Consider the following 12619-nt stretch of genomic DNA (forward strand, 5'->3'; position numbering starts at 1 on the left):
TCCGTGTACCTCCGACAGGAACAGAGCCGATGACTGCCTCGAAACTCGCGGACCTCGATTCCGCCGCCCTGAGCCGCCTCGTCGCCAAGGACGAGATCCGGGACCTGGCCGGACGTTACGCCCTGGCCGTCGACGACCACGACATCGATACCGTGCTGTCGATGTTCACCGAGGACGGTGTCTTCGAGGTCGCCGGCACCGAGCTGCGCGGCCGTGAGCAGATCCGCCCCTTCTACGTCTCCAGCATGGACCGTTACCACACCATGCTGCACACACCCGAGATCCACCTCGTCACGATCGAAGACGACTCGCACGCAAGCGGAATCATGACCGGCCATGCCGAACTGGCGGTCCACGACACCCTGATGATGACCGCGTTCCGGTACCGCGACCGATACGTGCGCCGGGACGGCACCTGGCTTTTCGAAAGACGCGCCGTGTCGTTCATGTACGCGGTACCGTTCGAGTCGATGGGCTCGAGTTTCCGTACCACCAAACGGATTCGGTGGCCCCAGACCCGATACACCGAGGCCGACTATCCGGAGTCGGCTCCCACCTGGAACACCTACCGCTGACGGCGGATCGGGCCCGTCGGCGGCCCCCGAAGGAGCAGCTATGACAGGACGGGTAGCAGGTAAGGTCGCTTTCATCACGGGCGCGGCCCGCGGCCAGGGACGCAGCCATGCGATCCGCCTCGCCGAGGAGGGCGCCGACATCGTCGCTCTCGATGTGGCCGAGGACATCGAGAGCGTCACCCGCTTCTACCCCGGCGCCACCGAGGACGACCTGGCCGAGACGGTGCGCGCCGTGGAGGCACTCGATCGCCGGATCATCGCCCGCAAGGCCGACGTCCGTAACTTCGACGCCGTCAAAGCCGTGGTCGACGAGGGCATCGCCGAGCTCGGCCGGATCGACATCGTCGCCGCCAACGCCGGCATCTTCCTCTTCGGCGACGAGACACACCTGGTGAGCGAACGCGACTGGGACGATGTCCTCGACATCAATCTCAAGGGCGTGTGGCACACGTGCAAGGCCGTCACCCCGCACCTGATCGAACAGGGCACCGGGGGGTCGATCGTCATCACCAGCTCCACCGCCGGCCTGAAGGGCACGCCGAACGTCGCGCCCTACACCGCGAGCAAGCATGCCGTGGTCGGCCTGATGCGCACGCTCGCACTGGAACTGGGTCCGCACGGCATCCGCGTCAACACCGTGCATCCCACCGGCGTCGCCACGGACATGATCCTCAACGAGGCCTGCTTCCGGCTGTTCCTCCCGGACGTCGAACATCCCACCCAGGAACAGGCCGCACCGGTCTTCGCCACCACCAACGTCCTGCCCGTGCCGTGGATCGAGCCGATCGACATCTCCAACGCGGTGTTGTACCTGGCCTCCGACGAGGCCCGGTACGTCACCGGCACCGAACTGAAGGTCGACGCCGGCTACACCCTCCGCTGACCCGGCCGGACGAACGGGAGACCACATGACTGCTCGACTCGACACACCGCGCCTCGATCCCGCCCACCCCGACGCGGTCGCCGAACGCTGGCTCGCGGACTTCGCCGGTGCGCTCCGATCGGGAAACGCCGACGACTACCCGGACGCACTCGCCACCGACGCGTGGTGGCGCGACCTGCTCGCCTTCACCGGCGATCTGCGCAGCCTGCACGGCGAATCGGCGATCCGCCCGCTGCTCACCGGCGCGGCGGATCTCGAGGTCCGCGACGAAGCGCTCGATTCCTCCGTGCCACCGGCGCTGCTGCCGACAGGCGAGGGCCCGCCGGTCGTGCAGCTGCTCTTCCGCCTCACCATCCGGTTCGGACACGTCCGTGGCGTCGCGCGACTGACCCCGGACGATGCGGGCCGCTGGCGCGCGACGGCTGTCCTGACGACGCTCGACAGTCTCGCCGGCGCCGAACCGGCTGTGGGAGAGCGTCGTCCGAACGGTGTCCCGGAACCCGGTGAACGCGTCACCGTCCACTGGGGTGATCGTCGGCTCCTCGCGAGCGAGTGCACCGAACGGGATCCGGAGGTCCTCGTCATCGGCGCCGGACATTCCGGTCTCGGGCTCGCCGCCTACCTCGGGGCGATGAACGTCCACGCGCTCGTCGTCGAGCGCAACGAGCGCGTAGGTGACAACTGGCGCAACCGCTACGACTCGCTGGTGCTGCACGACCCCGTGTGGTCGAACCATCTGCCGATGATGCCGTTCCCACCCACCTGGCCGGTGTTCACACCGAAGGACAAGATGGGCGACTGGCTCGACATCTACGCCCGAGCCCTGGAACTGAACGTGTGGACCCGCACGGAACTCGTGAGCGCCTCGTACGATCCCGCGACGAAGCGGTGGGAGGTGGTGCTCGACCGCGGAGGCGAACGGCGGGTGCTGCGCCCGCAGCACGTGGTCCTGGCCACCGGCCTGAGCGGCACCGAGCCGCTCGTACCGGACATCCCCGGGACCGGAGAATTCGCGGGCGAGCTGCTGCATTCCGGCCGCTACACGACGGACCCACGACGGAGCGGCCGTGATGTCGTCGTCATCGGCACCGGGAACAGCGGCCACGACATCGCCCAGGACCTGTACAACACCGGCGCTCACGTGACCCTCGTCCAGCGGGGTCCGACCTACGTCGTCGGCGGCACCACCGTGGTCGACGTCATGCTGAAACCCGCCTACGGCGAGAACACCGCGCCCACCGAGATCGCCGACCTCGTCGGTGCATCGTTCGCGCGGCGGGACCAGGGATTCGTCGACGGCCTGCGCACCGCCGTCGCGGCCATGGCCGACATCGATCGCGACCTGCTCGATGCCCTGAGCGCCCGGGGATTCCGTCATCACCTGGGCGACGGCGGGACCGGAGCGATGGACCTCTTCCTTACCCGGAACGGCGGCTACTACATCGACGTCGGAGCGTCCCGGCTCGTCGCCGACGGGTCGATCGGACTGGTCGCAGGGAAGACCGTGGAACGGTTCGTTCCCGAGGGAGTGGTCATGTCGGACGGCACCGTCGTGCCCGCCGACAGCGTTGTGTTCGCCACCGGGTTCCGGGGCATCCTCGACACTGCCCGCCGCGTCCTGGGCGACGCCGTCGCCGACCAATGCGGACCGGTCTGGGGTCTCGACGACGAGGGCGAGATCCGGTCGGTGTGGCGACGTTCGGGTCACGACGGATTCTGGTTCAGCGGCGGCAATCTCACCCTCGCCCGCATCTACAACAAGTACCTTGCTCTCCAGATCAAGGCCGACCTGGACGGCATCGACCTGCCGTCCGTTCCCTGACCCTGCCCCTCGAGTACATCGGAGACCGATACATGCGCGCCGACGACATCAACGAGATCATCCGCATCACCCATCTCTACGCCCGTGGCCTCGATCGATTCGACCCCAAGGAGGCACTGTCCGCCTTCGCACCCGACGGAGCGTGGGACGCCAGCGCCGTGGGCCTGACCCGGTACGAGGGGCACGAGCAGATCCTCGACTTCTTCGAGCGGGACGCACAGGCAGTGGACAAGCAGTTCCACATCATCACCAATCACGTCATCGACTTCGAGGACGACGACCACGCCACCGGTACGAACTACGTCTTCTCCGAAGCGGAGATGAAGAACGGTGCCGCCATCAAGGCAATCGCGCTCAACGAGGACCGCTACGTCCGCACCGCCGACGGCTGGAAGATCGCCGAGCGGATCATCACCGGCCTCACCACGCCGCAGATGGACGGTTTCGACGCCTGACCGGAATACGGTAGCGACACATACGGCAGGGGTGGGGGCTTCACGGTCCCCACCCCTGCCGTATGTCTCGGATCAGATGTCCTTGGTGATCTCGTAGAAGTCGAACGAGACGCCGGCCTGCGCAAAGTTCTCGAGGTCGGCGGCGCCCTGCTGCCCTTCCGGAGACGCCATGTCGGCGAGCATGGCTTCCTTGCTGTCCCAGTCGCACACCGCGACCAGGAAGTGCGGCGGGGTGCTGCCGTCGGGGGTGGAGCACACGCCCCATTCGTAGTTCCGGATCCCCTGCTGCTTCAGCGCGAGCTTGGAGTGCACGTTGCGGTAGTGCTCGAGGAACTTCTCGGGATCCTCGGGGTGGTTGTACGCGGCGACGAGTCGGTACATGTCGACCTCTTTCCATGGTGGATTCGGAGATTTCCGTGTGGAACAGCCCCGCACACGGGGGTGTGGAACGGCCCCGCACGCGGGGGTGTGGAACAGCCCCGCACACGGGGTGGCGCGAAGACGCCCGTCAAATATATCCGCTCTACACCTTTGATTATATCCATTCGCATTGATAGAGTGATACCCGTCACAAACTCTTCCGCGAGCGGACGACCATCCGGCCGCACCGCGCTCCCGCCCGGCTCACCGAAACCACGAGCCTGGCGGTGACATCGGCACATCCGACCGAATCCCCCAGTCAGAGAGGCCATCCGATGACTGCAACCCCCAACTCCTCAACATCCGCAATCGAGGTCGACGCCGTCGTCGTCGGCGCGGGCTTCGCAGGGCTGTACCTGCTGTGGAAGCTGCGCCGCCACGGCTACACCGCCGTCGCGCTCGACAAGGGCGAGGAGGTCGGCGGCACCTGGCATTGGAACCGCTACCCCGGCGCCCGCTGCGACGTGGACAGCCACGACTACTCGTTCGGATTCGACGAGGAACTCGAGCAGGAGTGGGAGTGGAGCGAGCGCTACCCGTCGCAGCCCGAGCTGCAGGCGTACCTCTCGCACGTCGCCGACCGGTTCGACCTGCGCCGCGACATCCGTCTCGAAACCGCCGTCACCGAAGCCCGTTTCGACGAGGGCGAGCAGAAGTGGTACGTCCGCACCGACAAGGGCGACGAGTACGTTTCACGGTTCTGCCTCATGGCCGTCGGCTGCCTGTCGGTCCCCAAGGACGTCGACGTCCCGGGCCTCGACAAGTTCCAGGGGCCGATCTACCGCACCAGCGAGTGGCCGGAGGAGGGAGTGGACTTCACCGGTCTCCGGGTCGCCGCCGTCGGCACCGGATCCTCCGGCGTGCAGGCCATCCCGGAGATCGCCAAGCAGGCCGGCAAGCTGACCGTGCTGCAGCGCACCGCCAACTTCGTCATTCCCGCCCGCAACCACAAGCTCGACCCGGAGTTCGTCGCGAACGTCAAGGCGAACTACCGCGAGCGACGCCGTGCGTGCCGGACCGCCGCCGCGGGCTGCATCCGCGACGACAACCCCAAGGCCGCGTTCGACGTCAGCGACGAAGAGCGGTGGGCCGAGTACGAGAAGCGTTGGCAGGGCGGCGGAATTGCCTTCCTCGGCGCGTTCGCGGACCTGATGGTGGACCAGCGGGCGAACGACTCGGTCTGTGACTTCATCCGGGCCAAGATCGACGAGATCGTCGACGACCCGGACGTCGCGGACAGCCTCAAGCCGTTCGGCTACCCGATGGGTGCGAAGCGGCCCGTCGTCGGCACCGACTGGTACGAGACCTTCAACCGCGACAACGTCGAACTGGTCGACCTGCGCAAGAAGCCCCTCGACAGCTTCACCGAACACGGCATGCATCTCGCCGACGGCACCGAGTACGAGTTCGACGCCGTCGTGCTCGCCACCGGGTTCGACGCCTTCACCGGCGCGTTCACCCAGATCGACATTCGCGGCCGGGGCGGCCTGCCCTTGCAGAAGGCGTGGCAGGAGGGCCCGAAGACGCACCTCGGCCTGGGCACCGCCGGATTCCCCAACATGTTCATCATCGCCAACGTCGGCAGCCCGTCGGTGCTGTCGAACATGGTGACCGCCATCGAGCAGCACGTCGAGTGGACGGTCGAGACCATGGACCACATGCGCGAGCACGGACTGACCACGATCGAGGCCACCGAGGAAGCGCAGAACGCGTGGGTCGAGACGGTCGAGGAGATCGCGAACATGACCCTGTGGCCGCAGGGCGAGTCCGGGTCGTGGTACCGCGGCGCGAATGTGCCCGGTAAGCCGCAGATCTTCATGCCGTACGCCGGCGGAATCGTGCTCTACGAGCAGACGTGGAATGAGGTCCGGGACGCCGACTTCAAGGGATTCGTCCTGGCCTGATGCGGCGGATCTCGCGCCGGGCGATCGCGACCAGCGATCGCCCGGCGCTTTTCGCTGCGTCGTTCGTGTCGCGCGGGTGGATCTCGCGCGGAGCGGTAGGATCTCGCGCCGAAACGCGAGAAGCGACGACGACAACCTCCCGCTCGACGCAGCAACATCCCGCTCATCGCCGACGGACACCGAAACGGGGGTGCGGGCCCGAAGCCCGCACCCCCGTCGTGGTGTCCGTCAGATCAGCTTCGCGAGCGCGAATGCCTGACGGGTGGCGAAGACCAGTCGGCGCGGCGCGTAGGCGTCACCGAGGATGTGCACCTCCCGCTCGCCCTCTGCAGCCGGGCCGTCCTTGATGCTCTCGTACAGGCCGGCGTCCCCGATGCCACCGCAGGCGAGCACCACCGAGTCGAAGCCGTCGACCCGGTGCGTGCGGCCGGAGTAGACGTTGCGGGTGACCACCCCGGTCGGGGTGATCTCGACGACGTCCTCCATGAACCGGTACTGCACGCCCTTCTCGTCGAGGCGCCCGAGGATCGCACCGACGATGTAGCGGCCGAGCAGCTGGCCCGCGACCTGCGTCGCGTAGACGATGGTGACGTCGTGACCGCGATCGGTGAGGAAGTCGGCGAGCGACAGCGGCGGCATGTGATCGTCCTGCGCGACGATCAGGACCCGCTTGCCGACCGCGGCGTCGCCGTTCAGGACGTCGCGGATGTCGGCGACGTTGTCGCCGTACACGCCCGGGATGTCCGGGATCCGGCGGGTGGAGCCGGTGGCGACCGCCACCACGTCGAATCCGGCGGCCTCGATCTCCGCCTTCGTCGCCGCGTGCCGGTAGTCGATCTTCACGCCCGCCCGCTCGAGCCGGCGCTGCTGCCAGTCCAGGTACTTCTCGAACATGTCGTACGTGGGCGCGTTGATCGCGGTGCGCAGCTGGCCGCCGAGCACGTCGGACGCCTCCCACAACTCCACGTCGTGGCCCTTCTCCCGGGCCAGGGCCGCGAACTCCATGCCCGCCGGGCCGCCACCGACGACGAGCACGCGCCGGGGGTCGGTCACGGTGGGCCACGGCCCGTCGACCTCGTTGCTGGTGACGGGGTTGACCGCGCAGCCGAACGGCAGGCCCTCGACGTAGCGGCGGCTGATGCACTCGTTGCCGCCGACGCAGGGCCGGATCTCGTCGACGCGGCCGGTGCGGACCTTCTCGATGATCGACGGCTCGGCGATGTGCGCGCGGGCCATGCCGACGACGTCGGCGTCGCCGGCCGCGAGGATCCGTTCGGCGACGTCGGGGTGGTTGATGCGGCCCGTGTGCACGACGGGCAGCGACACCGCCCGCTTGAGCTGCCCGGCGAGATCGCTCCACTGGCCGGCCTCGTAGAAGTGCGGCTGGATGTAGGACGGGTTGCCCCACGGGCTGCCCACCACGCCGTGGAAGTAGTCGACGAGGCCGGTGCTCTCGAGGTACTGCGCGATCTCGATGGCTCCGGTGATGTCGTAGCCGCCCGGGACCTCCTCGCGCAGGTTCAGCCGGATGCCGATGACCATGGACGATCCGATCACGTCACGGATGGCCCGCAGCACCTCGACCGGGAACCGGCAACGGTTCTCGATCGAGCCGCCGTACTCGTCGTCGCGCTTGTTGGTCAGCGGCGAGAGGAAGTACTCGAGCAGATCGTCGTGGTTCATGTGGAGTTCGACGCCGTCGAGGCGTGCCTTCTGGGCCTGCTCCGCACAGAACTTGTACTGGCCGACGAAGTAGGCGATCTCGTCCCGGTTCAGCTTGTGCGGAACGTTGTTGATCACCGGAGCGCTCAGGACCGACGACGCACCATGCGGCATGCCGCCCTGGTGGACCATCTGCCCCGTCGCCACCGCGCCCTCGGCGTGCAGGGCATCGGAATACGCCTGTACGCGTTCGACGAAGATCGGCAGGCTGTAGTGGCCCTCGACCGTGGCGCCGACGCCGGTGGGCTCGAACCCCGGGATCACCCCGGTGTTCGGAACCCAGGCGCTGAGGCTGTCGAACCACGCGGCTCCGCCCCTCGCCCGGGACACGTAGTAGGCGAGGTTGCGTTCGGCGTCGGCCTCGGACCCGAAGATGTTGCCGATCGCCGAGGCGTGCGGCGGCAGCACCACGCGGTTGCGCAGTTTCATCGGGCCGATCTGGAACGGCGAGAGCAGGTGGGCGTAGGCGGAGTCCGGATCCGCGGTCATATTGTTCACTCCTTGTTCGGTCGAGGCCCGAGCGAGCCGCCGCGTCCGTCGCCCGGCATCCTGGTCGAGTCGTGACTGACCGCGATGCGAACGGGACGGACTTCCAGGACGACTCGGTTGGGGCTGTCCAGCAGTCGCTGGAAGGCTGCGGGATCGGTCGGAGCATGGCGCTGCGCGAACGCCGCATAGAACCAGCGTTTGGTCTCCGCGTCGGCGTGGACGGTGACGCGGCCGCGGACGGCGAGCATCCGCCTGCCGGGCAGGCCGGTGCCGGCATTCGAGATCACGAGCGTCACGCGGGATTCGCGCATCGCCGCACGTACGTGCGCGCGGTCCTTCGCGGCGGTGAGCCAGAACCGGTCATCGTGGTGCAGGTAGCTCATCACCACCCCGGCGGGCCACCCGGCCGCCGTACTGAAGGCGAAGGTACATTCGGTCTGCGCCGCAACGAGTTCGGCGATGCCCTCCTCGTCGACCCGCAGTGTACGCAGATCCTCGTTGTCGTCGATTCCGACGGCCATCGTCACATCACTTCACGTACGCGCCGGCGTCCACCGGGAAGGTGACTCCGGTGACGTACCGTGCCTCGTCGCTGCCGAGGAACAGCACCGCGTTGCTGATGTCGATCGATTCGACCCAGGGCACCGGCAGCGTGTTCAGCGACATGAACCCCGGCATCGCCTTCTCCTGCGACGGCTCCGGATCCCCCGGGGAGAACATGCCGTACGTCCCGGGATTCTGGATCATGATGGTGTCGACGTTCGTCGGGTGGATGGTGTTGACCCGGATGCTGTGGGGACCGAGCTCGTTCGCCATGGTCCGCATGAGCCCGACGATGCCGTGCTTGGCGGCGACGTAGTGGGCGACCTGCTGAATGCCCTTGAGGCCACCGATCGAACTGGTGAACATGATGGACCCGCCGCGGCCCTGCTCGATCATCGTGGGGATCGCGACGACCGCGGTGTTGAAGACGCCGGTGAGGTTGACGTCGATCATGTCGCGCCACTGCTCGGCGGTGAGTTCCCACGAGCGGCCGTAGGTGGCGATGCCGGCGTTGGCGACCACGATGTCGACGCCGCCGAGCTGCGCCACCCCGTCGTCGAAGGCGCGCTGCAGCGCCGCGCGGTCCCGGACGTCGGCGCGGTGCGCCACGATCCGCCGGTCGAGGGCCTCGACGAGCCGGACGGTCTCCTTGAGCTCGTCCTCGGTGGCCAGCGGGTAGTACGGGGTCACCGAGTCGATGTTCTCGCAGATGTCGACCGCGATGATGTCGGCGCCCTCCTCGGCGAGCCGCAGCGCGTGGCTGCGACCCTGGCCGCGGGCGGCCCCGGTGATGAACGCGACCTTGCCTTCTACTCGTCCTGCCATGATTGTCGCCCCTCTCGTGAGAATTGGTGTCTAGCGATCGACGGGGAACCGGACGGTCCCGGTGCCTTCGAGAACGCGCGCTCCGCCGAGGACGTCGAGTGTGAGGTCGCAGCGCACCAGGAGGCCGTCGGCTGTCTCCTCCACGTCGGTCACCACGCCCGCGGCCCGCAGCCTGTCACCCTCGAATACGTTGCCGAGGAATCTGAACCGGTATCCGGTGACCCGGTCCACGCCACCGGCCCAGGAGCCGAGCATGGACACGACGTAGGCGATGTTGCTCGGGCCCTGATTGACCGTGCGGTCGCCGAGGCCCAGCGCGCTCGCCGCCTTCCGATCGAAATGGATCGGGTTCGGGTCCCGCATGAGCGCCGAGAGGGTCTTCATCCGGGCCGGATCCACCGCGTCGATGGTGCGCTCGGGAATCTTCTGTCCGACGGTCGGTTTCATGCGTTCTCTCCTCGCCGCGGGAACACGATCGAGTTGGTGGTGGAGGCACAGTGCGCGCCGTCCTCGTCGTGCAGGTCGAGACGGTAGCCGACGATGTCGAAGACGCCGGTGCGCCGGCCCACCTTGCGCGTCGCGGAGACGATCTCGCCCGAGACGCGGTAGGCGGCGCCGACGCGCAGCGGCCGGTGCACCACCGTCTCGGTTTCCCCGGCCATCGGGCCGTCGGCCTCGGTGGCCCCGAACACCGCGAACAACTCGTCCCAGCTCCAGCCCATCGCGCCGGTGGCGACGAGGAACACCAGCACCGGGTGCGCACCGCCGTCGGCGGGGTCGGCGAGCATGCTGTCGAGGACGAGGTGCACCCACCACGGCTCGAGCGTGGCCTGGCCGCCGGGGAAGCGGGTGCCGACCAGTTCGGCGAGTTCGGTCTCGGTCGGCACCCGGCGTCCGGTGTCCACGGTCATCGGGCCGCCGTCGCTTCGAGGTACGGCGCCCGCAGGTCCCGCTTCATGATCTTCCCGGTCGGCGCCTTCGGCAGGGCGTCGACGAAGTCGACCGAACGGGGCTTCTGGTAGGAGGCCAGGTTCCGCTTGGCGGTGTCGATGATCTCCTGTTCGGTGGCGGTGTGCCCGGGCTTGAGCACGACGACGGCCTTGACGACCTCGCCCCACTCGTCGTCGGGGATGCCGATGACGGCGCATTCGAGGACTGCGGGATGGGCGCCGATGGCCTCTTCGACCTGGATGCTGTAGATGTTCTCGCCACCGGAGATGATCATGTCCTTGGCCCGGTCGACGATATAGACGTAGTGGTCCTCGTCCCAGACCGCGACGTCGCCGGTCCACATCCAGCCGTCGCGCAGGGTCTGCGCGGTCAGCTCCGGCTTGTTCCAGTAGCCGAGCATGTTGGCCTCGGAGCGGACCACGATCTCGCCGGGGGTCCTGCCGTCCTTGGGGACCTCGTTGCCGTCGAAGTCGACGACCCGGATCGTGGTGCCGAATCCTTCGCGGCCGCAGGACTTCAGCCGGTGCTCGTTGATGCCGTTGACCGCGTCGAGGTGGTCCTCCTGGGACAGGAACGACATGGTCGTGCCCTCGGTCTGGCCGTATCCCTGGATGAGGGTGCACGGGAACGCCTCGAGCGCGCTGCGCACGATCGCGGACGGCATGGGGCCGCCGCCGTACTGGATGTTGCGCAGGCTCGACAGGTCGTAGGAGTCGAAGTTCTCCACGGCCATCATCCAGTTCAGCATCGTGGTGATGCCGAGGAACGCCGAGACCCGTTCCGACTCGATGATCTCGAGCGCCTGCTTGGACTCGAAATTGACCAGCACGACCGGACATCCGTGCTTCATGTAGTTCATCGAGAGCACCACCGGGATGTGGTACATCTGGCCGGTGAGCATATAGACGTCGGTCGGAACGACCCGCTCGGCGACGGTCTGGTTGAGCATGCCGGCGGCCGCGCTGGTGTGCGAGTGCAGCGCGCCCTTGGACTCGCCGGTGGTGCCGCCGGTGTAGAGGATGAAGAACGGGTCGTCTCCCCCGACGCTCGGCGTCCAGATCGGTTCGGCCGGGCTGGAGCTCGCGAGCAGCTCCTCGTACGTCCCGCTTCCGCCCGGGCCGAACTCGAGCCAGTGGTCGACCGAGGTGGATCGACTCAGTTCCTCTGCCACGGAACGGAACTCGGAGGCGGTGATGAGCACCTTCGGGGTGGCGTCGGCGACGAGCCCGAGCAGGGACGGAGTTGCCAGCCGCCAGTTCAGCGGCTGCAGGATCAGTCCCGCTCGGCCGACGGCGAAGAACAGTTCCTGGAACTCGATGCTGTTCTTGGTCAGCACGGCGACGCGGTCGCCCTTCTCCAGGCCGAGTCCGCGCAGTCCGTTCGCCAGGCGCCGGACGCGCTCGTCGAGGTCGGCGAACGTGATGCGGCGATCGTTGGGGACGTCGTACAACGCCATGCGGTTCGGGGTGAGGGCGGCCCACTTGGCGGGGATGAGGCCCTGGTTCATCGTCATGGGTGTCTCCGGATGCGGGAGGGTTCAGTACGGGAGGTCGAGGGCGATGTGCCGCTTGGTGAGCACCCAGTCGCCGCCGCTCCGGGTCCACTCGTCCTCGTACTTGCCCGTGGACAACACCTTCAGCGCACCGTTCTCCGCGGAGGTGATGAGCAGGTAGGACACCGTGCGGACGTTCTTCTCGTCGATCTCGTCGATCAGCAGATTGGTGGTGATGTGCCGCCGCTGGTCGGTCTGCGACTCGTGCGCGCCGCGGAACAGGCCCATGATCTCCTCGCGGCCGTTCAGCGGCCCGATGAGGTCGCCGTCGCCGATCTTCATGGTGAACACGGCGGTTTCGCCGAAGACGCGCTCGACGCCGTCCATGTCGCCGTCGTCGTAGGCGAGCGCGTAGCGGGCAAGGGCGTTTTCGATTTCGTTCCTGAGCGACATTACGACTACTCCTGCCGAGGGGAGGGAAGGAAGGGAGGTGTGATGGCAGTCACTTTATACTAATCATGCGCATTGTCTAGGGGTA

13 protein-coding genes are annotated in these 12619 nt (G+C 67.5%); 5 read left to right on the forward strand and 8 right to left on the reverse strand.

The window, feature by feature from the left end; all coding sequences use genetic code 11:
* The first annotated feature begins 29 nt into the window (after positions 1 to 29).
* From HFP48_RS25425 to HFP48_RS25440, 4 genes are read left to right on the forward strand one after another with little or no spacing between them, the layout of a single operon-like run.
* The gene (locus HFP48_RS25425; protein WP_006934081.1) at positions 30 to 575 is read left to right on the forward strand and encodes an SgcJ/EcaC family oxidoreductase; all 546 of its coding nucleotides are present in this window, start codon (positions 30 to 32) and stop codon (positions 573 to 575) included.
* Positions 576 to 615: 40 nt separating this feature from the next.
* Positions 616 to 1458 carry a mycofactocin-coupled SDR family oxidoreductase gene (locus HFP48_RS25430; RefSeq protein ID WP_029546539.1) on the forward strand — a complete coding sequence of 281 codons (843 nt, stop codon included), beginning with the start codon at positions 616 to 618 and terminating at the stop codon, positions 1456 to 1458.
* Between the two features lie 25 nt (positions 1459 to 1483).
* Positions 1484 to 3280 (forward strand): NAD(P)/FAD-dependent oxidoreductase, encoded by a 1797-nt coding sequence (locus HFP48_RS25435; protein WP_168580258.1) that lies wholly within the window; start codon positions 1484 to 1486, stop codon positions 3278 to 3280.
* Between the two features lie 32 nt (positions 3281 to 3312).
* The gene (locus HFP48_RS25440) at positions 3313 to 3735 is read left to right on the forward strand and encodes a nuclear transport factor 2 family protein (protein WP_006934087.1); all 423 of its coding nucleotides are present in this window, start codon (positions 3313 to 3315) and stop codon (positions 3733 to 3735) included.
* Between the two features lie 72 nt (positions 3736 to 3807).
* On the opposite strand, the gene HFP48_RS25445 is transcribed toward HFP48_RS25440, so the two are convergent.
* On the reverse strand, positions 3808 to 4116 hold the full coding sequence (locus HFP48_RS25445) for an EthD family reductase (RefSeq protein ID WP_006934089.1): 309 nt from the start codon (positions 4114 to 4116) through the stop codon (positions 3808 to 3810).
* 314 nt (positions 4117 to 4430) lie between these two features.
* Here HFP48_RS25445 and HFP48_RS25450 point away from each other — a divergent pair, with 314 nt between their 5' ends.
* The gene (locus HFP48_RS25450; RefSeq protein ID WP_168580259.1) at positions 4431 to 6059 is read left to right on the forward strand and encodes an NAD(P)/FAD-dependent oxidoreductase; all 1629 of its coding nucleotides are present in this window, start codon (positions 4431 to 4433) and stop codon (positions 6057 to 6059) included.
* 228 nt (positions 6060 to 6287) lie between these two features.
* On the opposite strand, the gene HFP48_RS25455 is transcribed toward HFP48_RS25450, so the two are convergent.
* Genes HFP48_RS25455 through HFP48_RS25485 form a run of 7 tightly spaced genes read right to left on the reverse strand, consistent with a single transcriptional unit; the run spans position 6288 to position 12534 of the window.
* Positions 6288 to 8270: an FAD-dependent oxidoreductase gene (locus HFP48_RS25455; protein ID WP_168580260.1), complete on the reverse strand. Its 1983-nt coding sequence runs from the start codon at positions 8268 to 8270 to the stop codon at positions 6288 to 6290.
* Positions 8271 to 8275: 5 nt separating this feature from the next.
* Positions 8276 to 8791 (reverse strand): pyridoxamine 5'-phosphate oxidase family protein, encoded by a 516-nt coding sequence (locus HFP48_RS25460; RefSeq protein ID WP_006934096.1) that lies wholly within the window; start codon positions 8789 to 8791, stop codon positions 8276 to 8278.
* A 7-nt stretch (positions 8792 to 8798) separates the two neighbouring features.
* Entirely contained in the window at positions 8799 to 9638 is an 840-nt protein-coding gene (locus tag HFP48_RS25465; protein WP_006934097.1) for a mycofactocin-coupled SDR family oxidoreductase, read from the reverse strand.
* Positions 9639 to 9668: 30 nt separating this feature from the next.
* Entirely contained in the window at positions 9669 to 10085 is a 417-nt protein-coding gene (locus tag HFP48_RS25470) for a MaoC family dehydratase (RefSeq protein WP_161996707.1), read from the reverse strand.
* Positions 10082 to 10549, reverse strand: coding sequence for a hypothetical protein (locus HFP48_RS25475; RefSeq protein ID WP_168580261.1), 468 nt, complete (start codon positions 10547 to 10549; stop codon positions 10082 to 10084). The genes HFP48_RS25470 and HFP48_RS25475 overlap by 4 nt, the downstream gene beginning before the upstream one ends.
* Positions 10546 to 12102, reverse strand: coding sequence for an AMP-binding protein (locus tag HFP48_RS25480; RefSeq protein WP_168580262.1), 1557 nt, complete (start codon positions 12100 to 12102; stop codon positions 10546 to 10548). Before HFP48_RS25480 ends, HFP48_RS25475 begins: the two co-directional genes overlap by 4 nt.
* A 24-nt stretch (positions 12103 to 12126) precedes the next feature.
* The gene (locus HFP48_RS25485) at positions 12127 to 12534 is read right to left on the reverse strand and encodes a nuclear transport factor 2 family protein (RefSeq protein ID WP_006934104.1); all 408 of its coding nucleotides are present in this window, start codon (positions 12532 to 12534) and stop codon (positions 12127 to 12129) included.
* Between the last annotated feature and the right edge of the window lie 85 nt (positions 12535 to 12619).

It is taken from the genome of Rhodococcus sp. DMU1 (assembly GCF_012272955.1).
GTDB classification, from domain to species: Bacteria; Actinomycetota; Actinomycetes; order Mycobacteriales; family Mycobacteriaceae; genus Rhodococcus; species Rhodococcus aetherivorans.